Annotated in this window: 17 protein-coding genes; 5 read left to right on the top strand and 12 right to left on the bottom strand. The window is 48.0% G+C overall.

Translation table 11 applies throughout. The annotated features are described in order from the left end of the window. Positions 1–271 precede the first annotated feature (271 nt). Positions 272–1,756, top strand: coding sequence for a hypothetical protein (locus FQV43_RS07595; RefSeq protein ID WP_146339813.1), 1,485 nt, complete (start codon positions 272–274; stop codon positions 1,754–1,756). A gap of 65 nt (positions 1,757–1,821) precedes the next feature. Here FQV43_RS07595 and FQV43_RS07590 read toward each other — a convergent pair whose 3' ends face one another. The 10 genes from FQV43_RS07590 to FQV43_RS07545 all read right to left on the bottom strand — a co-directional run bounded on the left by FQV43_RS07590 (position 1,822) and on the right by FQV43_RS07545 (position 14,653). After that, the gene (locus tag FQV43_RS07590) at positions 1,822–3,255 is read right to left on the bottom strand and encodes an MFS transporter (RefSeq protein WP_146339811.1); all 1,434 of its coding nucleotides are present in this window, start codon (positions 3,253–3,255) and stop codon (positions 1,822–1,824) included. A gap of 4 nt (positions 3,256–3,259) precedes the next feature. Beyond that, positions 3,260–3,976 carry a purine-nucleoside phosphorylase gene (deoD, locus tag FQV43_RS07585; RefSeq protein WP_144273318.1) on the bottom strand — a complete coding sequence of 239 codons (717 nt, stop codon included), beginning with the start codon at positions 3,974–3,976 and terminating at the stop codon, positions 3,260–3,262. A 63-nt stretch (positions 3,977–4,039) separates the two neighbouring features. Beyond that, positions 4,040–5,515, bottom strand: a complete 1,476-nt coding sequence (locus FQV43_RS07580) for an ABC transporter ATP-binding protein (RefSeq protein WP_146340482.1) — start codon at positions 5,513–5,515, stop codon at positions 4,040–4,042. A 37-nt stretch (positions 5,516–5,552) separates the two neighbouring features. Then, a complete protein-coding gene (locus FQV43_RS07575) occupies positions 5,553–6,401 on the bottom strand; it encodes an ABC transporter permease (RefSeq protein ID WP_146339809.1) in 849 nt (282 codons plus the stop codon). A 2-nt stretch (positions 6,402–6,403) separates the two neighbouring features. Beyond that, positions 6,404–7,348, bottom strand: a complete 945-nt coding sequence (locus FQV43_RS07570; protein WP_146339807.1) for an ABC transporter permease — start codon at positions 7,346–7,348, stop codon at positions 6,404–6,406. Then, on the bottom strand, positions 7,345–8,931 hold the full coding sequence (locus FQV43_RS07565; protein WP_146339805.1) for an ABC transporter substrate-binding protein: 1,587 nt from the start codon (positions 8,929–8,931) through the stop codon (positions 7,345–7,347). Before FQV43_RS07565 ends, FQV43_RS07570 begins: the two co-directional genes overlap by 4 nt. A gap of 89 nt (positions 8,932–9,020) precedes the next feature. Further along, on the bottom strand, positions 9,021–10,037 hold the full coding sequence (locus FQV43_RS07560) for an LLM class flavin-dependent oxidoreductase (RefSeq protein ID WP_146339804.1): 1,017 nt from the start codon (positions 10,035–10,037) through the stop codon (positions 9,021–9,023). A gap of 70 nt (positions 10,038–10,107) precedes the next feature. Further along, a complete protein-coding gene (gene brnQ, locus FQV43_RS07555; RefSeq protein ID WP_146339802.1) occupies positions 10,108–11,541 on the bottom strand; it encodes a branched-chain amino acid transport system II carrier protein in 1,434 nt (477 codons plus the stop codon). A gap of 53 nt (positions 11,542–11,594) precedes the next feature. After that, positions 11,595–12,722, bottom strand: a complete 1,128-nt coding sequence (locus FQV43_RS07550; protein ID WP_146339800.1) for a MalY/PatB family protein — start codon at positions 12,720–12,722, stop codon at positions 11,595–11,597. A gap of 68 nt (positions 12,723–12,790) precedes the next feature. After that, entirely contained in the window at positions 12,791–14,653 is a 1,863-nt protein-coding gene (locus FQV43_RS07545) for an ABC transporter ATP-binding protein (protein ID WP_144273311.1), read from the bottom strand. 146 nt (positions 14,654–14,799) lie between these two features. Between FQV43_RS07545 and FQV43_RS07540 the strand changes: the two genes are divergently transcribed. From FQV43_RS07540 to FQV43_RS07530, 3 genes are all read left to right on the top strand, one after another. After that, entirely contained in the window at positions 14,800–15,300 is a 501-nt protein-coding gene (locus tag FQV43_RS07540; RefSeq protein ID WP_144273310.1) for a hypothetical protein, read from the top strand. A gap of 138 nt (positions 15,301–15,438) precedes the next feature. Next, positions 15,439–16,143 (top strand): DUF3558 family protein, encoded by a 705-nt coding sequence (locus FQV43_RS07535; protein ID WP_168195069.1) that lies wholly within the window; start codon positions 15,439–15,441, stop codon positions 16,141–16,143. Further along, a complete protein-coding gene (locus tag FQV43_RS07530) occupies positions 16,127–17,860 on the top strand; it encodes a hypothetical protein (RefSeq protein ID WP_146339796.1) in 1,734 nt (577 codons plus the stop codon). Before FQV43_RS07535 ends, FQV43_RS07530 begins: the two co-directional genes overlap by 17 nt. A gap of 37 nt (positions 17,861–17,897) precedes the next feature. On the opposite strand, the gene FQV43_RS07525 is transcribed toward FQV43_RS07530, so the two are convergent. After that, positions 17,898–18,875 (bottom strand): phosphotransferase, encoded by a 978-nt coding sequence (locus tag FQV43_RS07525; RefSeq protein WP_146339794.1) that lies wholly within the window; start codon positions 18,873–18,875, stop codon positions 17,898–17,900. Between the two features lie 5 nt (positions 18,876–18,880). Next, a complete protein-coding gene (locus FQV43_RS07520; RefSeq protein WP_146339792.1) occupies positions 18,881–20,437 on the bottom strand; it encodes a carboxylesterase family protein in 1,557 nt (518 codons plus the stop codon). Between FQV43_RS07520 and FQV43_RS07515 the strand changes: the two genes are divergently transcribed. Continuing rightward, positions 20,436–22,490: a M3 family metallopeptidase gene (locus FQV43_RS07515; protein WP_146339790.1), complete on the top strand. Its 2,055-nt coding sequence runs from the start codon at positions 20,436–20,438 to the stop codon at positions 22,488–22,490. The two genes, FQV43_RS07520 and FQV43_RS07515, sit on opposite strands and share 2 nt — an antisense overlap.

Raw genomic sequence — 22,490 nt, 5'->3', positions numbered from 1 at the left:
TTTGTGTGGTTGGGATGGCTTGGAAAGTGTTTTTTGTTCTTTTTCCTAGGAGAGAAATAATGTTGTTGAATCGTTTTGCTAAGCGTGCTGCGGCTGTGGTTGCCGTTGGTGTGCTTGGTTCGGGTTTTCTAGCCCCCCCCCCTCGGTATTAGCTAGTCCTGGCGGTACTGGTGCTTATAGTGGTGGCGGTTCTGATGATAGTGGCTACCAGTTTGTTGATAATGTTCATGGTTATTGGGGTGGCGCGAACTGTGATACCGGTACTACCTGTGTGAAAAAAGTCGGTGATAAAGCAGAAGTTACCTGGCAAGTACAGGTAGCACCATTGCTGCAAGCTGAAGATCGTGTACGAACCTCGAAGGGTGCTGAAATTATGGTGCCTGCAACGGTTGATGTGACTTCTATTCGTTTGACTCATATGCCGCTTCTTAATGATTCTGGTGATGAATCTAAGGGGGAGGATCCTGATAAATGGTATTGGAAGGACGTTCAGGGAAATACTGTAGGTGAAGCCTCAAACGAATATGAAAAAGATTGGGAATCTGCTACTGAGCTAAGGTTTGGTCCTGCGCAGGAAGTGGATTATGAGGTTCCCATTAAGGATAGTTCTGAATTAGATCTGTCCAATGTTGAGCGTGATGCTACCTATGGTGTTACTCCGTTTTATAAGTTCACTGCTGAGGAATCAGAGAAGTTGAATCAGCCTCGTGGTGTTGAGCCTTCGTCTTTTGCTGATCAGCCTGAGTGGAATTTTTACCAGATTAGTTTGGGAATGAATGCTGGTGTTTATACTTTTGAGGTCACCGGTACTGTGGAAGCGGTTGGTGAGGATACGTATGTGCCGATTCGCGTTGATACCCTGTTATGGAGTTGCTCTGGTGAAGATGTGTTTGGTAGCGGTGAGGGTAAAGAGGGCTGTCAATCCTTGAAAGATTATGAGTGGGGTCGTACGGGTGAGTTGCCTCCTGTTACTACCAAAGAGCAGTCTGAGGATACTCGTAAAAAGATTGTGGGATTATACGAGAATCAAGGCTCGAAACATGGTGTGACTGGTGTGGGAACCTGTGCTGTGACAGCGGATATTGGTCGTTTCGATACGATTGGTAGTGATATTGAGGCTACTGTTGGTGATCGTTATCGGAAATATGCGCAGACGTTTAATCTTCACTTGAATCCTCAGGTGAATTTTTATGGTTCGCTCAAAGGTGCTGAGGATAACTGTGATCAGGGTTTCCAGCACATTACGTTGTGCCCTGATGAGGAGTCTGAGGTGCCGCCTAGTGAGGAGCCTGTAGAGTCTGAGGAACCTACTCCTTCTGAGGAAGAGGAAGTTGAGCCTACTAAACCTTCCAAGGAAACAGAGGAGCCAACCTCTAGCGAGGAACCTCAGGAGTCTGAAGATCCTACACCTTCTGAGGAACCACAGGAGTCTGAAGATCCTACACCTTCTGAGGAACCACAGGAGTCTGAGCAGGTTAAGCCTGTGAAGCCAGCTGAGTATCCTGAGGAGCGTGAGGAACCGGTTAAGCCTGTTGTTCCACCAACTGTGCCTGACACAGACGCTGAGGCTGAGCAGGGTGAGGTTGTTACTACTGTTGTAGAGCCTGAGGATAAGGAAGAACCTGCTGAATCTAAGCCTGCACCTAAGACCGTTATCTCTGAAAGTGTGAAGGATAACGTCGCTAAGCAGGCTAAGACTGTAGCGAAGAAAGACCGTCCTAAAGTTACTACGGGTGGTCACTTGCGCGTAGCGTAACAGCTGTTTAGCGAAAAACAAAAGACCTTATACTAACTGGTATAAGGTCTTTTAGGTATGTTTAGTTAGTTTTCGGCACCTGCTGCTGTGCGTCCTGTGCGGTGGATGATTTTACTTGTCGCCAAGTAGAGCACCATGCCACCAAGCGCAATGAAGGCAAGAATCCACAAGAGAGTCGCTGCGGTCTGTTGTTCAGGAGTAGCAGCTCCTCCTGGAACGTAGGAGAGGAAAGCTAGCCCGGTTGGGGCTAGTTCCAGTAGCTTTGCACTGTAGGCAATGCCGACGGGGATTGCAATGTTGATAGTGAGGTTGTAGAAGCCGATGGCAACCCCAGATTTTTCTGCGCTAATCCTGCTTACTGAGGTAGAAACCAGTGGCGCGTAGATCGTCGCAAAGCCAGTGGGGAAGAGAATCATGGAGACTACCAACACGGCTACTGGCGCGTCGATAAAAATTGCTGGCAAAATCAGTGCCGCGGTAATGAGCACCAAACCAAGAATAATAGTGCGGTGTGAGCTGAGCACTCTACCAACCCGACCAGCGAAAATACCCGCCAAAATGGCGCAAATATACCCAGGTGCGAGGATATACGACGCACCACTGAGGTTAATGCCATGCAAGGAATCAACCATATAAGGCAAAAGAATGGCGGTATAACCTAGCTGCACTGAGTAGACAATAAGGACAATGAGCAAAATTAAAATATATTGTGCATTGCTAAAGAATTCCGGTTTGACCAGTGCGTTCTTATTGTATTTCACGTGCGCAGCAAAGAGCACAATACCAACGGCAATGGGAATAAGGAACACCGCATTAAATGCTTGGATATATAAGATAACCGAGGTGGCAATGACTGCAATAAAGAGCAAACCTAAGATATCCACATGAGCACTGGTTTTTGCCTGGGGCGGCACAGTCTTAATCAGGAAAGGAATGGCAAGCACCAAAGCACAAGAGATGAGGAACATTGCTGTCCAGGAGATATAAGTGGCGATAAAACCTGAGGTGAGCGTGCCAATCAGCATGGCTGCTTGGAAAGAAGATGTGGAAAAGCCCAAGTAGGTCTTTTGATCCTTTTCGCTGAGGTACTTAGTTACATAAATAACGTATAGTGTTTCTGCTGCTGCTAAGCCTGTGGTCTGAATAACTCGCCCGGCAAGAACCATTGGCCACACATTTTGGAACGCAAAACCAAGGATGGAACCTAGCGCTACCATGCTAATGCCAGCAATCATGAGTTTGCGGATTGAAATCGCGTCGGCAAGCGCAGCGTAGACCACAGCGCCAATACCAATGACGATACCTGCCAGGGTTGCTTGCAAACTTGCTGTTGAGGGGCTCAAACTGAGATCTTCGGCAATGGGTTTTGTCATGAACTTAAAGCCGTTATCGACGACCAAGCTAAACACAAAGCAGAACAATAAGATGGGCACAGCTGCCTTTGGTGAGGACACATTAGCTGTGGGTTTGCTGAGGTTATGTGCGTGAGAAGAAGTCATGGTGTTAGACCTTTGCTAGTGGTAATGCCAATTCCATCATGGTGGTAAACGCAGTTTCGCGCTCCTGGGCGCTGGTTTTTGCGCCGGTGCGGATATTATCGCTGACTGTAAAAATACCCAGTGCCTCCACACCAGCTTGAGCAGCTGTGGCATACAACCCAGCTGATTCCATTTCTACCGCCAACACGCCCATGCGTGCCCACCGCAGATGTGCATCTTCGGTGTCATTATAGAAAATGTCACTGCTGAGGATATTTCCCACATGAGTATCAATTCCTGCTGCGCGTGCACGCGCTCGTACATCTTCAATGAGTCGGAAAGAACCAGTGGGGGCATAGGTGCCCGGAATATCATATTGGTGCAGGAATCGAGAATCAGTCGAGGCTGATTGGGCAATGATGACGTCATACAGGTTGAGGTTCTCCTGCAATGCACCACACGACCCTACGCGAATGAGTTTTTTCGCCCCAAAGAAATGAATGAGCTCGTAGGCATAAAGCGAAATAGAGGGAATACCCATGCCAGAACCCATCACAGAAATAGGCGCCCCCTCAAAGGTTCCGGTGTAGCCAAGCATATTGCGCACGGAGTTAAATTGCTGCACGTTATCTAAATAAGTCTCAGCAATAAACTTGGCGCGCAGTGGATCACCGGGCAATAACACTGTGGGGGCGATAGGCACATCACCAGGGTTAATGTGCGGTGTTTGTACGTTATTCATATAGTGAGCCTAAACTGTCTCATGCCTGGCTGGCAATTGCTGAGAAAAACTAGGGGGAGCTGGTTATGATCTGGTGCGTCGGTGAAGGTGTGGTACTGCGTCGATAAGCGCTTGGGTGTAGGAGTGCTGTGGGTTGGCAAGCACGTCGGCAACTGCGCCTTGTTCGACGATCCTGCCTTGATGCATCACAACAAGATCATTGCATAATGCCTGGACAGCAGTGATGTCATGAGAAACAAACACAAGAGTGAGATTATGCTCAGTGACCAACTCATTGAGCAGGTCAAGAATTTTTTTGCGCACGCAAATGTCGAGTGCAGAAACTGGTTCGTCGGCAAGCACAATGCGTGGGCGTGGGGCGAGAGCACGCGCAATGGAAATGCGTTGGCGCTGTCCCCCGGAAAACTCATGGGGGAAACGGTGCATATGCTCTGGTTTGAGCCCTACATCACGCAGTACTTCAGCGACTCTATCTCGGTCAGGGGTGGGCAAAGTCTCATTGATAATGTGCTCGATACGCATACGAGGGTCAAGTGAGCCAAACGGATCTTGGAAAATCATCTGAAAATCCGCATGAATATGCACAGCACCTGAGCTGGGTTTTTCTAAACCTGCAATCATCTTGAGCGTAGTGGTTTTTCCAGATCCAGACCCACCCACAATACCTAGCCGCTCGCCGCCATGAACTGTGAGATCAACTTGCTCGACTGCCACCGTGTGCTTATATTTTTTCGCCACATCACGCAACTCAATAAGCACCTGCTTACTTGGTTGATGTGCGGGCGCAGGGTCGAGAATAGATGCCGAGACAAGCATACGGGTATAAGAATGTTGTGGATCATGAAGCACAGTGTGGGTATCACCGCGTTCTACAATCTGCCCATCCTTCATGACCAGCACCTGCTCGCATACCTGGGCCACCAGACCTAAATCATGAGTAATAAACAAGAGGCTCATGTCGTACTTGTCCACTAGCGAGTCGATGAGCTGCATGATTGCCGCTTGGCTGGTCACGTCTAAGGCAGTAGTAGGCTCATCACAGATAAGCAGCTGAGGTCTATGCGCCAGCGCCATCGCAATGATAATTCTTTGCCGCTGCCCACCAGAGAGCTGATGAGGATAACGCCCAAAAAGCTCAGCGCCTAATTCCACATCACTGAGTAATTCCAGTGCAATACGCTTGGCAGTGCGCCTGCTCATAGTCCGTCCGGCATGGATACGCACTGCTTCTACAATTTGCTTTCCGACGCTCATCAGTGGGTTGAGCGCAGTCATAGGCTCTTGGAAAATCATTGCTATGCGATTGCCTCGGATGGCACACAGCTGCTTTTCTTCGGTTGTGAGTAGTTCTTTTCCGTCGAAGATAATGCTGCCTTGGGCGTCGATAAGCCGCATAATAGCCAGGGCAGTGAGGGTTTTACCTGAGCCGGATTCGCCAATAATCCCCAGGCGTTGCCGAGCATGAATATCAAAAGACACAGAGTGCACTTGGTTAAGCACGCTGAGATTTTCCACACGCAGCACGCATGGCATAGTCATGTGCTCTGCTTTGGTGTCCTCGTTGTTTTTCTTGTTGTTATGCACGTGGATCATTGTTATCTCGCAGACCATCGCCGAGTAGATTAAACCCAAGGACACTCACTGCAATGGCACCTCCTGGTGCCAGAGCTAGGTGCGGGGCAGAACTCAAAAAAGAACCAGCAGCTTGGAGCATTCTTCCCCAGCTTGGAGTCGGGGGAGCAGTGCCTAGACCTAAGAAACTCAGTCCGGCCTCAGCCAGAATAGCAAGGGCAAAAGCAATAGAGGCTTGAACAATAATGACTCCCATGATATTCGGCACCACATGACGTAGCGCTACGTGCATATTGCTTTTTCCTGCACTATAGCTTGCTGCGATAAAGTCGCGAGTCATAACCGACAAGGTGGCGCTGCGGCACACTCGAGCAAAAGCAGGCACACTGGCTATGCCAATGGCAATCATTGCGGTGAGCGTCGAGCCGCCAAAGATGGCACTGGCGATAATTGCCATGAGCAAAGCCGGGAAAGCGAGGAAAAGATCAGCGCCACGCATGATAAGTATTTCCGCAAGCCCACGACGCATACCTGCATAGATCCCCAAAGGAATACCGAAACAAGCAGCAACGGCAACTGCTATTACTCCGACGAATAATGTAATACGAGCCCCCACCATAAGTTGGCTGAAAATATCACGACCATAGCGGTCTGTACCACACAGGTGCTGCCATGACGGTGCAGCTAGCCGCAGTGCTGGATCGACGTGGAGCGGATCATAGGGAGTCCAAAAGAAAGACACAATGGCGGTGCTCATAATGCCAATAACGATGACCAGACCGACATATCCAGTGGCAGAAAATCCGCGTAATGCCTTAGGAGCTTGCAATGCTTGAGGCGTGGGGGTGCTCATTGTTATGCCTTCTTTCGGATACGCGGATCAATGAGAATACACAGTAGATCAACGACAGCATTGGTGACTATTGCAAAGACCACCAACACCATAACAATAGTTTGCACCGTATTGAGATCCCTACCATTGACCGCGTTGAGTAGCATTGTGCCCAGACCAGGTATGACAAAAACTTTTTCAATGACCACAGCGCCCACTATCAAGGAAGTCAGTTGCACCCCAGAGACGGTAATCACTGATAATGCAGCATTGCGTAATCCATGAGCTCTTAATGCGCCCAAGGCAGATAATCCTTTTGCTCTGGCGGTGCGCATAAAATCTTCATGCATGATGTCGAGAATCGCGGTACGCACGTAGCGAGTCATAATTGCAGCTTGCACAATTCCTAAGGAAAAAACCGGCAAGATGAGTCTGGCACAAAACCCAGAGAAGTCACTATCAGGGCTTACCCAGCCATTGGGGGGTAGCCAACTGAGTTTGATGGCAAACAAGGCAACGAGGAGAATCGCTGCCAAAAAGCTCGGGATGGCAATGCCAAGCTGAGAAAAAACCCCGATGAGTTTTCCGTCGATATGCTGCGTACGCCACGCAGCCCACACACCTGCAGGAAGAGCAATCACTAAAGCAAAGAACATGGAGCTAAGCACCAAAATGAGGCTCACGGCGCTGCGGTCGAATACCAGTGGAGAAATATCAGTACCGGAGGTAAGTGAGGTGCCAAAATGACCAGTTAACAGCCCAATGACCCAGGAAAAATACTGCACGGTCAGGGGGCGATCTAACCCTAGGGAATGTTCTAGCTGAGCTATGGTCTCCGGGGAGGCGTTAATTCCTAAAGCAATGTGTGCAGGATTACCAGGAACAATGCGTAGGGCAATGAAAATGATGAGGCTTGCTATCCATATGGTGAGTCCATAGCGGGCTAAGGTGAGCGCAATGGTTTTCATTGTTGCTCCTCATGAGCAGCTGTGGATGGGGGCGCGTGGGTGCTAACTCGGGAATTAGTTCCGGTATCAATTCCGGCAAAGGCTAAGCCGTCACTGACGATGTTAATGGGAATGTTGGTAATTGAGCGCCGTGCAACGACGATATTCGGCAAATTGAATAAGGTATCTGCCCCTGCATCATTCATGATTTCTGATACTGCTTCTTGCATGAGTGCGTTATAATCTGCTGCTGGTGCCTGATCGGCTTCTCGCAGTACATCTTGCACTTTTTTATTATCAAAGCCAAGGTAATAATGAGGGTCGGCGAAAAGAGTCGGAATATCGCGCGGTTCCACATGAGCCACAATCGACATATCGTAATCTTTTCCTTTCATTACCTTTGCTAACCATACAGCGGGGAACTCAGTGGACTCAATAGACACATCAAAACCAATATCACGCAATTGCGAGTACAACATTTCGGAGATATTTTGCGCATAAGGCAAGGACGGCACTGAAATAGTAATTTTGGCACCCCATGCATGAGCTTGGCGCATGAGCTCTCGTGCTTTGGCTGGATCAAATGAGTACGGTGAACTGCCCACATACCAGGGATCAGTAGGAGCCACCGGAGTGCCTCCAGTATCAACACCAAAACCATCCCAGGCTGCGTCGATAATTCCTTGACGATCCACACCATACAGTACCGCTTGGCGCACCCGAACATCATTAAAAGGGGCACGCTTATTATTCATGCTGAGTAGGACTTCACCTTGAGTAGACCCCACAGAAATGTCCAAGTTTTTTTGTTGTTTGATGAACTCAAGCAGCTCCGGTGATTGCAGACCATAAGCAATATCAATATCCCCACTACGAATCGCATTAGATAATGCAATAGGATCAGCAAAATAACGCAGCAATACAGTCTTTGCCTTAGCGGGAGCCCCCCAATAGTCTTGACGCGCTTTATAGCTTATCGACGTCCCGACCGACCAATTAGTGATGGTATAAGGACCAGTACCGATAGGGTTGGTAGCCAGTGTTGCGATCCCAGAAGGGGACATCATAGCGCCAATGGCCGTGCCCATATTCCATAACCAAGAATTAGATCGAGAATGGAGCACTACTTTTAAGGTGTAGTCGTCAATTACTTCTGTGCGAGCAACAACAGACATCTTGGTTTTTAAGCCATTTGTCCAGGCATCAGAACGTACGCGATCAATGGAAAATTGTGCGGTATGAGCATTAAAAGCTGTACCATCGCTAAAAAACACATTCTTTACTAAATGGAATATATATTCTGTGCCTTGGGCATTTTCTTCCCAACTATGCGCAAGCAGGGGTTCGAGCGTTCCTTGTTGATTGATACGCACAAGACCTTCATACACATTACCCATGAGAGCTTGGGGAATAGCAGCACCAGCGGTGGTAGTGAAATCCAAAGAAGCAGGAGCAGCAGTAGCACCAATGGTCAATGTGCGTTGTGTGTCTGGTGGGACTGTAGATACAGCAGTATGCCCAGCGGAACACGCACTGAGAAAACATACTGCTAAAAGCACTAAAACGGAGCACAATTTGCCATGCTGCTGCTCATTATCAAGCATGACAGTAGGGTAACTGCGCTAGGCGACATGACACAAATATGGGGGTGATAGTAGCCATTGGTGCAGCTACCGCGTGTCTACACGAGTATCTATAGCGTGTCTATAGAGTTTAATTCCCATGCTTGAGCCAATAACCGCAATGATTCCATAGTGTCTTGCCAACGTGGTGCACGCAAAGAAATCATCAGCTCATCTGCCTGCGCATGACGCTGGAATTTTTCTAAATAGTCTCGAACCTCATCCGCAGTTCCTACTGCGGTATAACGCATCATGTCCAAAATTTTACGACCAGCATAGGAATCCATAACTTGATCGAGCTGCACATCATTAAGATAACGTCCACGAGATGCCATATTCCGCACCCATGCACGTTGCACTTGCACAAAGCGCTCATGCGCCTGGGCACTTGTTGGCGCAGCTAACACATTGACAGCAGCAATAACATATGGCTTATCCCCAGAGCGCTGTGGTTGGAATTGTGCACGATACAAACTTACTGCTTGCTCCAGCAAATCAGGGGCAAAATGTGAAGCAAAAGAATAAGGTAGACCAAGACGAGCAGCCAGCTCAGCACCAAAAAGCGACGAACCGAGAATATAGAGCGGAATATGAGTACCAGCTCCAGGCACAGCACGTACCCCATCAATAATCGATTCATCAGCTAGATATTTCTGCAGCTCAACCACATCATCCGGGAAAGTTTGTGCAGCATCAGGTAAGCGTCGTAAAGCACGACCAAGTGTGAGCTGATCGGTACCAGGGGCGCGACCTAAACCTAAATCAATACGGTCAGGATAAAGCTCAGCAAGGGTGCCGAATTGTTCAGCAACAACATAAGGAGAATGATTAGGCAGCATAACCCCACCAGCGCCTAACCGAATACTATTTGTCTGTGCACCAATATGTGCGATAAGCACCGCGGGGGAAGCAGAAGAAATAGAAGACATATTATGATGCTCGGCATACCAAATACGCTGGTATCCGAGCTTTTCCGCCTCTTGTGCTAATGCCACTGAACGCTGGAAACTCGTACCTGGGCGCTCATGATCAAAAATCATGGCAAAGTCCAAAATAGATAAAGGGGCGCGAGTAAGCTGTTCTGACATATTTTTTCCTTAGTAAAAGAAGCGATAAATAGCACGGTAATCTGTCAGAACAACGCAGCAGCAACGCCTTTTATTCCCGGCTAGTCCTAGCACGATCGCTAGAAAGAACAGTCCCGCGTCGATAATCCACCCCGGTACCAATGACAGCAGCAAGCAGAACCGGAATAATCCAGCCCAGATCCATTGCGGACAATGGTACCCAAGCAACATAGTGAGGAACTACAATGCTCAGCGCACTAAAAATCGCTGCAGTCCACACCGCAAACGCAAAACCATAGTGAAGCTGAAGCACAGGGAAGAGCTTATCGACGATAGTAAGGAAAATAATGCTAATTGCAATGGGGTAGAGGAAAGAAATAATAGGAACTGCAATAGTGAGCACTGTGGAAAGCCCCAAAGAAGCCACAATAAAAGAAATCAGACTAAAGCTGATGACCCAGGTGCGATAAGAAAAACGCGGCAGTAGTCGGTGAAAAAACTCACTCGTTGCTGCTAATAATCCGACCGCAGTAGTCATGCACGCGAGCAATACGATTGCCCCTAAGACAATCTGACCAGGGCGACCAAGCATTGCATATGATGCTTGTGCCAAGAGTGCGGCACCATCGTCGAAACTTTGCCCATCGGGGATATTGTGCCCGATGAAAGCCAAACCCACATAAATAGCGGCGAGCAAAGAACCAGAGATGAGAGCCGCAATAGTAGACATACGCACTAAATTGGTGGGTTCTTTAATATCATCAGCGTCGATAATGCCACTTGGGCCGCTGGCAGCCTCAATTTCCCGAGAACTAATAGCTGACGAGTTCTCTAAAGCGGCATGACGCAGCGCCGAGGTAACCAGAATGCCGAAAGTCAATGCTGATAGCGAATCCATAGTCATATACCCCTCATGCAAGCCTACGGCTAAAGGATTCTGCGCAAACTTTTCGGTGGCTATGGCAGAGCTACCCGGTAACTGAAAGAAAGCCGTGACGATGAGCACCCCCAGCAAAACCAACAGGGCAGGGGTGAGCCACTTACCCAGGTGATCGACTAAACCGGTGGGATTAAAAGCTAACGCAAGAGCTGCGCCAAAGAACAACACATTAAAAATCACCGACGCAAGCGTTGAGTCCAGACCAAAAACAGGTGTTATCGACATCGAAAAACTCACGGCACCAGTGCGCGGAATTGCATAAAAAGCTCCAATCGCCAGGTAAGTTGCCACCGCGAATGACACACTAAACACTGTGCCGCCACGTGCGCTGAGGTCACGAATATCCCTACCAGAAAGTGCAACAGCAATAATTGCAATCACAGGCAACACCACGGCACCAATTAAGAATCCAATGGTAGCGGGCAGGAAATTATCTCCCGAACCAGCCCCGACGACGGGCGGGAAAATAAGATTTCCCGCTCCAAAGAACATGGAAAAGAGCATAAGAGAAATAGCTACCAATGCCGAAGGCGGTACAGCGAGACGATGTCGTTTAGTTTTAGCGAATAAAGATTTGTGGGACATAAAAATTTTCTAGAGTAACAAAGAATAAAAATTAGGTGTGTGCACTATGGCATTCATAGTGCTTGTACTGCTTCTTCCATACGAGAAAGAGCACGGTCAAGAATCTCACGGGAAGTAGCAAAATTAAGGCGAACGCAATTTTTGCCCAACTCACCAAACCACTCACCGTCGTTCAGCATGACTTTTGCCTTTTCCAAGAAAAACTCAGACGGATTGCCAGGGACAACAGTATCGGAAAAATCAAGCCAAAGTAAATAAGTAGCTGCCGGTGCACATAATTTGATACCAGGGAAACGACGAGGTAATTCCTCAACCAAAAAGCGTCGATTAGCATCCAGATAAGCCAATTCCTCAGCCAAAAACTCGCGCCCATGCGTATAGGCAGCCTCGGCAGCAATCAGACCAAAAGTAGAAACACCGTCTTTGACAATAGGGGAAAGAGCATTCCACGTGCGCACATCCTCAGCATTAGAGAAAATAAGCTGTGCACATTTAAGCCCAGCAGTATTCCATGCCTTTGAGGTTGCAGTGGCTGTGATACACACCCGAGCCGCAGTGTCAGAAACACCAGCTGCGACAATATGTGTGCCCTCATACACCAGTGGGGCATGAATCTCATCAACCAAAACTCGAGCATCATAGCGCGCTGCCAGGTCACAGAGCTTAATGAGATAATCCTGCTTAAAGACAAACCCCAATGGATTAAAAGGATTACACAGCACAATCGCCCCTGCACCTTGTTGGAAGGCAGCTTCTACCTCAGCTAAATCAATGCCATCTCTGGCGTCGAGAAACACGCCTTCGCGGTTGGTCGTCGAAAGCAACTGGAAAAATGGTGGATAAGCAGGAACCGGAATAATAACAGTAGAATCTTTGCGGGTAAAATGCTCAATCGCGATACACAACGCACGTACCACATCGGGCACCGGAAAGATCCACTCCGGGCGCGCTGGATAACCATAATGATCCTGGTAGAACTGTGCCGTTGCTGCCGCAATACCCGCATTATCAGGTGGATAACCAAAACTCTCATGCTCCACGGCACGTGCAAGAGCCTCGGTAATTGCTGGACAAGTGCTAAAATCAGACTCGGCTACCCACAGCGGGATAACATCATCAGGGTAGCGAGTCCACTTTAACGTGCGACGATTCTTTAATTCTGCATAACTTGGAAATAACATAGGCTCCATACTAGACCAGTATTAGACCGTCTAGTCTATTTAAGCTCCTTAGAACTCCTTAGAGTTCTTTAGCCGTGAAAACCAAAGCGCTTGAGCTTGGCTTTGTTCTCTTCACTACTATGCAAAGTTAAATCCAATAACTGAGAATAAATGCCGCCAGTGTGAGCCAATTGAGCAGGGCTGCCAATCTCATCAACCTCGCCTTTATCTAGCGTAATGATTGTATCCACATCGGCAATGGTCGAAAGCCTATGCGCAATGATAAGCGTTGTTCTGCCCACCATCAGCTCATCAAGACCTGCTTGTACCGCAATCTCTGCTTTTGCGTCGAGCGCTGACGTAGCCTCATCGAGAACCAAAATAGGCGCATCCTTGAGCATCGCTCGTGCAATGGAGACGCGCTGCTTCTGCCCACCAGATAAACGCAAACCGCGCTCACCAATCACAGTGTGATAGCCATCGGGGAAAGCAGAAATAAAATCATGAGCATGCGCTCGCTTAGCGACGGCAATCACATCGTTCAGCGACGCATCAGGGCGACCATAAGCGATATTCTCAAAAATCGTTCCCGAGAATAATGATGCCTCTTGGAATACCACACCCACATTGGCGCGCAATTGCTCAGCTGAAAGATGCCTCACATCATGGCCAGCAACCATGAGCTGCCCTGACGTCGGACGATACAACCCAAGGAGAAGATTAACAATCGTAGATTTTCCACCACCTGATTCACTGACCAAAGCGATACGTTGATTCTTGGCGGCTTGAAAACTAATCGAGTTCAGTACCGGTTCGTTGCTCTCATAGGAAAAACTGACATTATCGAAGCTAATCATGACATCGGAAGCAATATCAGTTTCTGGCAATTGTTCTGGTTTATGGGTGCTCAGCTGTGGAACGTCGGAAGCCTGAGTAGCAGCAGCAATTTCTTTGTTGACGGTATTTTCAAGATTGTGCTCCATAACCTCGAAATAATCTTTGGAACCAGCAATCGCTCGCTGCGTGGTGTCAACCACCCAACTCATCATGGTCATAGGCTGACGCGCCATATTCACCAACTGCAATAACAACACCATATCGCCCAGGCTAAACGCGCCTTCGAGAGTGCGGAAGAACAGCATGAGATAGATAGCGAAGAAAATCACATCCATCACTCCGCCGCGCAGCACATCCATAAGATGCCACCACGAGGATTGCGTCTTGGTGTAGTTCACCGTATGGCGATAGCGCTTAGCAAAAGTATCTAATTCGCGCAGCTCAGAGACAAAAGATTTCACAACTTTAATCTGACCAACAACTTCGGCAAACCGACCCCCGGCAAGATCAATCTGCTCATTTTTCTTACTCTCGGTACTCTGCCAGCGTTTACTGGTCAAAGAAGTAAGCCACATATAAATTGGGATAATCGCGGCAAGGAGCAAAGCCAAAGGCCAGTAGTACCATGCCGAAATACCTAGCACAGCGCCAAGGGTAATAAGCATGGGAAAGAAACTATTAGCCATCGACTGCAATGCTTGGGTAATGGAAGAAATAGACCGATCCAAACGCGCAATGATCGTACCAGTTACCTGATTATCAAAATAACGCTGCGGCATTCCCAAAAGCTGCGCAAAATACCTCGTAGAAAGAATCTGACGCATTCGTGCAGCCATAACATCACCAATGTATCCACCCACATTGCGCAAAATAGTGTTTAATAATTGGGCTACGAGCAACGCAATAGCAAGCACCATGAGATGGCTTTTTGCCTCAGCCCACCCCGATTTACCCGACTTGTCGGAGAGCGCTTCGACGATCGTATCTGTAGCATCGCGCAAAATAAAAGGAATAAGCAATGATAAAAGCGAAATAATAACTGCGCTGCTTATCACTCCCAAATAATAAGGCCATAAGGTTTTTGCGCTGCGTAAAATTCTTGTGATCGAACCCATTATGCAATAAACACCGAAACTTTCTAAACTCTTAAGACAAGCTAGAATCATAGTAACGAAGAAAACAATACGCTCATGTTGCCTACTGCGCTGCGTTGCGGCTGCATTGTTGTGGATATTGAGCTAGTTAGACAAAGGAATTATCAATGAAGAAAAAGAGCATTGCTGCTGTGACAATTATCGCCACCATGACGTTAAGTGCCTGTAGTGATGAACAAAAAACTGCTAATTCAGAAATCTCACTAGCACCGACCACTACCACTGCGCCAGCGTTTGTTGCCCAACCAGTTGAGCCTATTACCGTAACGGATTTTACAAAGCCTACGGAAGATCCTGGACTCCATATCTCAGTAGAGCTGCAAGGAACAGGGTATAACCAAGAAGGCGGAGGAAACTTTGTTTATGTGCTTATTACTAACAACAATGATGTTCCACTGCCGCCAAATGCACTTGGGCAGCCAACCTTAAGTATTTCTGGCTCAGAAGCCTCGAGAGTATCTGGAGGAACTATCGCACTTGACCTGCCACTTGGTCCCCACGCGTCGACTAACCTAGCCTTTGCTTTTGACACCAGCTATGGCAGCCTTTACGACGCTACCTTTAGCATTGGCAATCTTAGATTCACCGGTGACCTCAACAACGCATAGCGTGCTACCTGCTACTTTTCCTTTTAGTCGTCTCTTTTAGCCCCGTGGAACCCTTTTGCGTTTCTACTCGTCTATTTCTTTTTGAGTGTGAACTGTGTCTACTACGCAGCACACTAAAAAGAAGAGTAAGGAATGTTCATGATTTTTACAACGCAAAAGGATATGCGCAGTTACCTGGGCATAACGCTGCACAGTATGTTCATGCTGTGCAGCATATGTTTTGTGCTTTGCGCATGTTCTACCGCAGGCAGCAGCAAAGAGGAGGGGAAAGCTGCTGCTTCGTCAAAACTTGCCTCATCGGTAGTCACATCAACATCAGGGAAACCGACGTCCGCTGTGGCAACTTTTGACCGAGATTCCCCTGACTTTCACTACGTCAATATCTGCGCCGAGCTTTCGACGGAACAGTTTAGGGAGATGGGGCTGGAATTTACGGGGGAAGTTTATGAAGGAGAACATAAGTATCCACATATCGGATGTTCATTTGATTCCCAAGAAAAAGATGTTTCTGTTTTTGATATTCCTGATATAGATGTATCAGGGCTAAGTAGATATCTTGTTGTTTTGGGAGTGGATACCTCTAGCAGAGAGATGGTGGAAGAAAAGACAACAAGGGTACGGGATATTACAGATCCTATGTTGGCTGGGGCGTATGTTAGTTTGCTCCAGGGGCCACCTGAGCAATGTATGGCTAGTATAGCCACGCCTAATGGTCGTCTTTATACCGTTTATACTTCAGGTATTCATTCTGAAGTTGACTATGAAGAATTGTGTTCAATGGCAGCACAAACATTGAAGCAGATATATCAGATGAGGTGGGGGAATAATGGATCTATCGCTTGATGCAAAAGAATTAGAGGCAGTAACGAACACTTTGATGGTTTTATCGAAGAGTTCTTTAGCAGGGAGTATATTTTCCGGAGTCAGTACAATCTCAGGCGGCTATTCAAGCGTATCTGGCTTAGACCAGTTAGGTGCTGGGCACGCTATGGTGTTGCATGGTGGCGTTGGTTCTGCACAAACGATTCTAAACTCTTTTAATCAGCAGCTTTCTTGGTTGAGCAAGAATGCTCGTATTACATTGCGAGCTTTAACAGGGCAAAATAGCTACATTGGGCGAGCAATGGATATTGCTGATGAGGGTGGCAGTGTTGGTGCAGAGGCGGCTCTTTTCCCGATGCGTCCACCAACGCGTTTCGAGAATTTCTTTTTCCCACCACCAGTAGTAGCACCAGCAACATCAATAGAAGCACTAGCAGCGTCGTTGGCGGCAACTAATGATGCTGATGTTGTGGCAGCAAGCACTACATGGAGAAATATGAGTAACCATTGTGCACAAGTCGCTGCTCAGCTACGTGGTGTAGCAGGACAAATCGCAGCAGCAAATAGTGGTGTTGTATTTGATAGAGCAGTAGCTCGAATCAATGAGATGGCTACGCAAGGTGAATTCTTTGCAGCCAATGCTCAGATATTAGCCAGTGACGTAGACAAACTATCAATGATTAAAGCAGCCATGCTCAGTGAAGTATCGGCAGCATTACCAGCGATAGAGGCGATCACTGATCCGGTAGAACGTAAAGCAGTAGAGCAAGGTTATCTTGCAAAAATGCAGGCTTCTTTGGCAAGCTATGTCGCTGCAGCGGTACCAAAGATTAACAATCTTATGGTCAACAATGCTGCACTCAGTGGGGGAATAGGTACTGAGATTGGCATGGATGCCATTGCAGGCAAGGGGCGGACCAACACATCTGGGTTAGGTGCCACAGGTGCACCAGTGGCTACGCATAGCGCAGCCGCACAACCCGGGGCAGGTAATTTCAACGCAATTGATGCGCAAGCAGCAAAACTCAATAATGCTGAAATGGCGCATATCGCAAGCAATCCAGCAGCAACAAATACGCACACTGGAGCTGGATCAGCAACACCCACTTCTGGTGTTGCGCCTACATCACCGCAGGGGCTATCTTCTCACAACGCGATGAGCACACCAGCTATGAACTCTGCACTTAATCCAGTTGCTCATGGTACACATGGTGGTTCAGAGTTAGCAGGTCATACTGCTACACGCAGTGCAAGTAGTGGATTAGGCGGACATAGTCAGTTTGGTTCGACAACTACTTCGCACGACAGTCATACAGCGCACAATGCTAAAAGCGCCAACAGGAAAGCAGCCTTAGCATCTGCTGGACTAGGTCTTGGCGCACTCGGTGGTGTACGTGGTGCAGGATCACTTTCTGCAAGTGGTACTTCCGGGTTACCTCAGCAATTGGCAGGTACGTCAGCATTACGGGCTATGAATATGTCAGGTTCGGGCTCAGGTGCAGGATCATTGCCAGCTATGGCAAGTAACTCTGCACCACCAATGCAGGCAGTAGCACAAGGACGCGGGGCAAATATGATGGGAGGGATGCCAATGCAATCTGCTGCTTCAAGTGCCAAATCCAATAAAAAGCCCAAAGGGATTATCACTGAGGTAGAGGTTGACGACAACATTGCGGCACTCATAGGAAAACGCGAAGGAGTTGTTCCGGGAGTGATTGGTGCCTGGGTAAGAAATTAACTCACGGCACTGTTAAAGAAAACAACGGCACCAATGGTTAACGCAGCACAGGGATGAAATGAGCGCTCGATAATGGGCGCTCTACCCAATCAGGACGATGGTTAAGCTCATAAATAACTTCATATAAGAACCGATCAACAATATAGGCAGATAGCACCATGTCATTGAGTGTTTCGTCGGAAGTTGTTTGTCGATATCCAGATAAGAACTCGTGTTGTGGGAACTCAAGACCAGCGTAATGAAAACTACGCGCGATACCAGCAATATCTCGCAGTGGAGAATCAAGGACTGTGTTGTCTGAGCCTGGTTCGCCCTCAAAATCGAGGAAATAAAAACCAGAAGTATCAGAGAGTATCTGTCCTAAGTGCAAATCGCCATGAATACGCTGGGTAGGAATCGTTGCTACCTGAGTAAGCTGGTTATACAGCTGACGTGCTGATGATACGAAAGGAGAAATGAGCTCACTAGCCTGGGCAAACTCATCAAGTCGAACATTGAGCTGATTGGCGAGAGCAACACCAGAAATATGTGAGTGTGGGCAGTTCCGGAATAGTTCTTGGTGAATCTCACCAAGACAAGTCCCCAGCTCAGCACTCCGCGCAAGCAAACGTGGACGCATAGAATCATTATGAATCGCAGACCAACAATCCTGTGCCGTGCCAAGAAACTCGGTAATAATACCAAGAGTGTAGGTATTCCCATCAAGAGAGTAAGTCATATAGCCCACCAAGGTAGGGATATGCTTCGTGATGAACTGAGGCAACACCACCTCAGGACTCAAACCATCAGGTAAATCCGCATAAAATTTCCATATAGTCTGAGGATAAGGTGCCCGCGCCTGATCAGCTCTAACCACAAAAGAGTCATTAGTTTGCTCAACATCTAGAGCTTGAGTGCAAACAATACCGAACTCATCAGGAACACACCCATGTAACTGCACCCCATCTGGAATATCTCCACTACACAGTGCCGCGATTAAGTCACCGCACTGTGCGCTACTAAAAGGATTTTTCATCTGAATTACTCATCTCTACGGAACACACCACGCAAGTGTGCAAAAGGATCAGCAACAAGTGTGGCGTGCGCATCAGCCAAAGAAACCGAAAGTACCTGAGCTGAGTCACCATAGGGGTTCCAGTCAGGTTTATGACCACGAATAAACCGCACTGCACGCTCATGAGAACTCGAAACTAATTCCTGAGCAGGATTGCGTAACAACTCCCAGGAAGTTCCAGCGATTTCTGCTTGAGAATTAAATATCCACGGTATATCTGCACAATGCACCCCAGGAGCAGCATCACTTCCTGAGTATTGTATGACCCACGTCGAATGCGGCGCCGCAGCTGCTGTTTTTTCAATAATGCACCGGAAAAAGAAATCAGTGAGCAGTTGTTTATAAGAATCCCAACGATAATGTCGTGCAACCCGATACATTCTGCGCATAAAAGCACGCACAGGTGTAGTAGCACCATAGCGAGACTGGTCAAGTTTGATAGCAGGAGCAAAATTATAAAATTCTTGCTCCAAGCAACTCAATACAATAGGCACCTCTGCCAGCTCAGATGGCTGCCACGGATACGGACCCACGGTAAGATCCAGATACATTTTGCGAAATCGACGATACCGTCGCGTGAGTTTTTCTGGAGCGAGCTTTGCTAAACCCTCTCGAGTCAGCGGCACACCAAGGCTTGCCCGCAACAGAGTCTTACGACGAGCAAAGCTGCTAGCTGGAAAAGCAGGAGACATGAGCCATGCACGTCGAAAAGTTCCTTTATAGTGATCTTTTCGGCACAACCACAGTCCAATTCCCGCGCCCGCCGATTGTCCCATGAGCGTGACATTAGTGGGGTCACCACCAAAATCCTCAATATGCTTTTGTACCCAATCCAAAGCAAGCAAACAGTCATTAACACCGCGATAGTGGCCAGGAGTATCGGCATAAAAAGGTAAAAAACCAGCCAAACTGAGTCGATAACTAATAGTGACCGTAATGATATTGCGTGCAGCAAACCCCGTGCCAGAAAACCACGGTTCTTCCCTTGAGCCACCCTCATACGCTCCGCCATGAATAAAAACCACAACTGGTAAATCATCCCCGCTTTGTACGGTGGCAGGCGTAGTAATACTTAATTGCAAATCATGACCTGGAAAGGCATAAGAGGAGCTAGAGCCAGGAATAGTGGTATCTACTGCGGTTGTGGTGCTGGCGCTTGCTGCACCATGATCAGCACCCTGATTAGCACCATAATCAACATTATGATCTGGATGGCTCGCCAAGACCGCATCGCCATAGGTGCTACTGAGTTTCCCATAGCTGATATAGGGGTAAAAATGCTGTTCACTGTGGGCATTGCCTGCGCTATGTTGGGCATACGAGGTGCGTGAGTTATGTGTTTCACGCGTGCCATGTGTATTGCGTTTTATTCCGACAAACGTGCCTGCAGGGCAGAGTACCCGCTGGGCAGTGGTGTAATCGGGATAAGAATCAGCAGAATGTGGCGGCATGGACACCATCATAGCAATGCCCAAAACAAAAATAAGTGCTAGCCCTATAAAACCACTAACATAGATAAACATGAGCGAACATAACACACAAAACCCATTTTTTAGCCCCTCTACGTTGCCTTATGCACTACCTGATTTCCAAGCAATTAACCCTTCCCACTATGAGCCAGCTGTTGCACACGGCATTGCACAACAGCGTGCAGAAATAACAGACATCATTAACAATCCGGCTGAAGCAACATGGGAAAACACCGTCGAGGCTTTTGAGCGATCAGGAGCAATCCTCAACCGTACTCTAGATGTTTTCTTCAATTTACTTTCCACCGATAGCACCGAAGAATTAGAAGGAATAGCAGAAAGAATTATCCCTGCGCTTACTGCTCATGACGATGATATTTACCTCAACCATAATCTTTACCAACGCATAGCAGCAGTAACCCCACCACAAGACGCAGAGTCCGAACGCTTGCATGAGCATTTACTTCGCCTTTTTACTCGTCGTGGCGCTCAATTAGAGGGACACCAACGCGAGCGTCTTAAAGAAATTAACACCAGATTGTCTGTGCTCAGTGACCAATTTGGACGCAACTTACTCAAAGATACAAAAGAACTAGCAGTATCTTTTGACAATCCAGAACAATTAGCAGGGCTAAGCCCTAGCAGAATTGCCTCTGCCGCGGAAGACGCAGCAGCTTTAGGTAAAAGCGGTACATATGTGTTGCCCCTTGAATTGCCAACGGTACAGTCTGAGCAAGCAAATCTCACCACGCATCAAGCACGCGCAGCACTCTATGAGGCAAGTCAGCAACGAGGAAAAACCAGCAATGCTCAGTTGGTGATAGAAACAGTGCAATTACGCGCAGAACGGGCACGGTTGCTTGGCTATGATACGCACGCAGACTACGTAATTGCAGAAGAAACAGCTGGTAGCGCTCGTGCTGCTCGTGAATTGCTCTATGACCTTGCTCCTGCAGCAGTCACAAATGCAGAACATGAGTTAAAACTCCTCAGCGAGGCAACCTCTGAAGAAATCACAGCTGCTGACTGGCCATATTGGGAATCACGCGTTCGCGCTCGTGACTTTGATCTCGATGAAGAAGAACTATCGCACTACTTCCCGCTGCGTCAAGTGCTTATCGACGGAGTGTTCTACGCAGCACAACGCCTTTATGGCATAAGCGTCGAACCGCGCCCAGATCTTAAAGGTTATGCCGAGGGCGTAGAAGTATGGGAAGTAAAAGAAGAAGATGGCACTGGTATTGGTTTGTTCGTGACGGATTACTATGCCCGTCCGTCGAAACGCGGCGGGGCATGGATGTCTTCTTTTGTGAATCAATCCCAACTATTAGATTCCAAACCCGTGGTAGTAAACGTGATGGGTATTACAAAACCTGCCGACGGCAGCGAAGCGCTCCTCAGCATTGATAACCTCACCACGCTCTTCCATGAGTTCGGACACGCGTTGCATGGACTACTATCCAATGTGCGCTATCCAAGTTTCTCGGGCACCAATGTTCCCCGTGACTATGTGGAGTTCCCATCGCAAATCAATGAAAACTGGGCATTTGATCCAGTGATTTTGCGCAACTATGCACGCCATATCACAACAGGTGAGGTGATTAGTGATGAGCTTGTTGCCGCTATTGAAAAATCTCGTCAATTTGGGCAGGGCTTTGCCACCACCGAGTACCTTGCTGCTGCCATTATTGATCTCGCCTGGCATAGTTTGAGCCCCGAACAAGCTGCACAGTTGAGTGCTGCTGATATTGAACAATTCGAGAAAGAAGCATTGGCGGCGGCAGGTATTGAACTAGAGCAGATAGCGCCGCGGTACCGCTCTACATACTTCAACCATATTTTTGCTGGTGGTTACTCTGCCGGTTATTACTCGTATTTGTGGGCAGAAGCTCTCGACGCTGATGGCTTTGACTGGTTCCAAGAACAAGGCGCTGCTGGTACTGGGGAAACTGATACCGCTGCGCGCCAAGCTGGTCAGCGGTTTAGAGATGTGGTTCTTTCTCGTGGTGGCGCTGATGATTACACCCAGGCGTTTATTGCACTACGCGGACGAGAAAAAGATATTACGCCTTTGCTGCGCCGTCGCGGGTTATCAGGGGCGCTATAA

It is taken from the genome of Corynebacterium sp. sy039, from assembly GCF_007904105.1.
GTDB lineage: Bacteria > Actinomycetota > Actinomycetes > Mycobacteriales > Mycobacteriaceae > Corynebacterium.
The sequence above is the reverse complement of the archived record's forward strand: the minus strand, read 5'-3'. Positions and strand labels throughout refer to the sequence as shown.

Bases quoted from the DNA above. Each gene is read 5' to 3' on its own strand.
- FQV43_RS07590 (WP_146339811.1), bottom strand. From the start codon at position 3,255: ATGACTTCTTCTCACGCACATAACCTCAGCAAACCCACAGCTAATGTG.
- deoD (WP_144273318.1), bottom strand. From the start codon at position 3,976: ATGAATAACGTACAAACACCGCACATTAACCCTGGTGATGTGCCTATC.
- FQV43_RS07580 (WP_146340482.1), bottom strand. From the start codon at position 5,515: ATGACTATGCCATGCGTGCTGCGTGTGGAAAATCTCAGCGTGCTTAAC.
- FQV43_RS07575 (WP_146339809.1), bottom strand. From the start codon at position 6,401: ATGAGCACCCCCACGCCTCAAGCATTGCAAGCTCCTAAGGCATTACGC.
- FQV43_RS07570 (WP_146339807.1), bottom strand. From the start codon at position 7,348: ATGAAAACCATTGCGCTCACCTTAGCCCGCTATGGACTCACCATATGG.
- FQV43_RS07565 (WP_146339805.1), bottom strand. From the start codon at position 8,931: ATGCTTGATAATGAGCAGCAGCATGGCAAATTGTGCTCCGTTTTAGTG.
- FQV43_RS07560 (WP_146339804.1), bottom strand. From the start codon at position 10,037: ATGTCAGAACAGCTTACTCGCGCCCCTTTATCTATTTTGGACTTTGCC.
- brnQ (WP_146339802.1), bottom strand. From the start codon at position 11,541: ATGTCCCACAAATCTTTATTCGCTAAAACTAAACGACATCGTCTCGCT.
- FQV43_RS07550 (WP_146339800.1), bottom strand. From the start codon at position 12,722: ATGTTATTTCCAAGTTATGCAGAATTAAAGAATCGTCGCACGTTAAAG.
- FQV43_RS07545 (WP_144273311.1), bottom strand. From the start codon at position 14,653: ATGGGTTCGATCACAAGAATTTTACGCAGCGCAAAAACCTTATGGCCT.
- FQV43_RS07540 (WP_144273310.1), top strand. From the start codon at position 14,800: ATGAAGAAAAAGAGCATTGCTGCTGTGACAATTATCGCCACCATGACG.
- FQV43_RS07535 (WP_168195069.1), top strand. From the start codon at position 15,439: ATGATTTTTACAACGCAAAAGGATATGCGCAGTTACCTGGGCATAACG.
- FQV43_RS07530 (WP_146339796.1), top strand. From the start codon at position 16,127: ATGGATCTATCGCTTGATGCAAAAGAATTAGAGGCAGTAACGAACACT.
- FQV43_RS07525 (WP_146339794.1), bottom strand. From the start codon at position 18,875: ATGAAAAATCCTTTTAGTAGCGCACAGTGCGGTGACTTAATCGCGGCA.
- FQV43_RS07515 (WP_146339790.1), top strand. From the start codon at position 20,436: ATGAGCGAACATAACACACAAAACCCATTTTTTAGCCCCTCTACGTTG.
- FQV43_RS07520 (WP_146339792.1), bottom strand. From the start codon at position 20,437: ATGTTTATCTATGTTAGTGGTTTTATAGGGCTAGCACTTATTTTTGTT.